This window comes from Roseateles sp. P5_E11 (genome assembly GCF_054049355.1).
The window spans coordinates 1-2,720 of sequence record NZ_JBFUMO010000690.1; the positions used below are offsets into that span (position 1 = coordinate 1).

The following is a 2,720-nucleotide window of genomic DNA, read 5'->3' on the forward strand; positions in this document are numbered from 1 at the left end:
ATGAAGGTGGAGTGATCCATCAGCTGGCGGAAGAAGCGCAGGCGCACGCGGCCGCGGAAATGCACGTACATCGTGCTCGCGATGAAGACCGCCACGATGAGCAGCTTGATATAGGGAATGTCGTGGGTCATTTGGCGTAGAAGTCAGCCTCGCCGGGAGGCCGTGACTTGAAGCGCTTGTGCAGCCAGAAGTATTGGTGCAATTGTCGGCGCGCTTGAGCCTCGATGACGGCGTTCATGCGGGTGGCGTCGGCGACGATGTCATCGGTCGGGAAATTGGCCAGCGCCGGCTCGATGACCAGCGTGTAGCCATCCGCCTCGCGGCGCGGGTAGCAGGGCAGCACGGCCGCCTTGGTGACAGCCGCCATGCGCGACAGCCCGCCGATGGTGGCCGCCGGCACGCCGAAGAAGGGTACGAAGACCGAGTCGCGGTGGCCAAAGTCCTGGTCGGGCAGGTAGTAGAGGCGATAGCCCTCCTTCAGCGCCCGCAGCGTCGGCCGCGTGCCCTGCTGGCGCGCAAAGATGATGCCGGTGCCAAAACGCAGCCGCTTGGCGCGAAAGAACGCGTCCAGCCAGGGGTCCTTCTGAACCGAGTAGATGCTGACCAGCGGCGTCTCCAGCGACACCCGCAGGCCGGCCAGGTCCAGGCCGGTGAAGTGGGGCATCATCAAGATGACATTGCGGCCATCCAACGCGCGCAGGTTCTCAAGGCCTTCGATGCGGACCAGGCGCTTCAGGCGCTCGCGCGAAGCGAACCAGCCGTAGCCGTACTCCAGCAGCATCTGCACCATGGCGACGAAATTCTGGCGCAGCAGGCGGCGGCGAGCTGCCGGTGTCCAGTCCGGCAGCGCGAGCTTGAGGTTGACTTCACCGATGTGCCGGCGTGACGACGGCATCGATGCGACGAGGTTGCCAATCAGCCAGCCGAGGGCCGTGATGGCGCGAAACGGCAGCCAGCTGAGCAGCCAGACAAAACCGACAAGAAGCCTCAGGCCCACGATGTTTCCTGCCGTTTTTTCAAGGCATTCCTTTTAAAAACAATCACTTAGGGGTGAAGTGCGCCCTGCTGGCGCGCGGCCATTGTCTCAGGCCGCCAGCACCGTGCGCCGCAGGCGCAAGCGTTGCGCCGTCAGCATCAGCAGCGGGATGGCCGCCAGCCAGGCGTAGGCCCAGGCGGACGGATGCATCCACCACGCCGCCGCGACCAGGCCGCATTGCAGCAACATGGCATTGCCGAAGCCCGCGCCGCGACCGCCGGTGTAGCTGGCGATCAGCATCGCCGCCAGCCACAGGCCGAGCAGCATGCGCAGGGCGAGCCAGAGCATGCCGGGCTGGTCGAGGGCCAGCAGGCCGACCAGCGCCGGCCATTGCAGCAGCGCGAAGGTGCAGGGTTCGGAGAGGGCACGGTTCAGCATGGGGTCTCCCGGGCTCATCAGGGTTCGACGGTGTAGTTGCGCCAGCGCGTGGTGATGGTGTTGGCGACGCTGATATTCAGGTTGGACGTCCGGCGTCCGCTGGCGTTGAGGATCTCGGCTCGGCATGTGATGGTGCTGGGGATGTATTGCTCTTCCTCGACCACACCGCGGACGGCCTCCAGCTCACGGCGCCGGCTGGCGCCGGCGGTGGCGAGCTCGGCGTTGATCTCGTTCAGGGCCGCTCCGCGGTTGCCGCGGCCGTAGTTCATCGTCACATTGAAGTTGCGCGCCGAGCCACCGCCGTCCACCGCAGTCTTCACGTCCGTCTCGAAGGCATGCAGCATCGAGGCGCCGCCGCGGTTGTTGGCGTCCTGCGTGATGGGGCCGAGGTTCTCCCAGATATTGCCGGGGCCGTCGAGGTTGTGGTTGAGCAGGTGGCCCTTGACGTAAAGGTGGTCGCCTGCATTGCCGTCGCTGCGGCGCTTGGCCAGCCGCACCCAGCGCGCCGACGTGACGCTGGGCTCGCCACCGCGCACTGGCCAATGCGAGCGTTGGGCGTTCAGCCGATCGATCTGCGCGGAACGGGCCCATCCCTGCGCGGTGACGGTGCCGAACGCCGGCGGTGTGGAGGCGCCACCGCCGGCCGGCATCAGGCGCCGGGTCACGGTGGCGATCTCGGTGATCAGCGCGACGATGGCGGCGGAAACCACCTGAGGATCGTTGGACGTCATCGGATCGGCCGAACCGCCCGCGGCCGCAGCGCCCGCAGCCGGTGCCGCGCTGCCCAGCGAGCGGGCACGACGGCGCAACTGCTGCAGCCGGCGGTACTTCTGCTGGGCATCCGTGCGGTCTTCGCTGGCGGGCAGGCCGGCCAGGAAGTCGGGGAAGCGCTGTGGCGTCGAGGCCACCATCAGCTCGCCTTCCTCGCCTTCACCCTCGAGATAGAGCTCGTGCGGCTCGCCGCTCTCCGTCGTGAAGCTGAAGCGCTCGCGCCACCATTGCACGACCGCACCAACGGCACCGCGCACTGCAGCCACGCCGCGGCGCACCATCGCGATGAAGGCCTGGCCGAGCTCGATGGCGCGGTCGATCAGCCAGTCGATGGCCTGGTCGACCAGCGCGCGCACGGTCTCCAGCAGCTCGTGCATGCGCTCGCCGATGCGGCCCAGGCCGAACTGGTTGGCGAGGAAGCCGATGGCCACCGGCATGGCGCGGTCCAGCGCGTCCTCCAGGAAAACCGCCGCACCGTCGATGGCGCCGTGGGCGATGTCCAGGATGCCGTCGAGCACGCGCGAGACGATCTCCA

The 2,720-nt window shown here is 67.5% G+C and carries 3 protein-coding genes; all 3 read right to left on the reverse strand.

Annotated elements, in window-relative coordinates; genetic code table 11:
- Window positions 1–127: 127 nt before the first annotated feature.
- Window positions 128–997 (reverse strand): lysophospholipid acyltransferase family protein, encoded by an 870-nt coding sequence (locus ACXJKR_RS29210; RefSeq protein ID WP_457325831.1) that lies wholly within the window; start codon window positions 995–997, stop codon window positions 128–130.
- 87 nt (window positions 998–1,084) lie between these two features.
- A complete protein-coding gene (locus tag ACXJKR_RS29215; protein WP_457325832.1) occupies window positions 1,085–1,414 on the reverse strand; it encodes a hypothetical protein in 330 nt (109 codons plus the stop codon).
- A gap of 17 nt (window positions 1,415–1,431) precedes the next feature.
- A partial coding sequence (locus tag ACXJKR_RS29220; RefSeq protein ID WP_457325833.1) for a hypothetical protein occupies window positions 1,432–2,720 on the reverse strand: 1,289 nt, incomplete at its 5' end.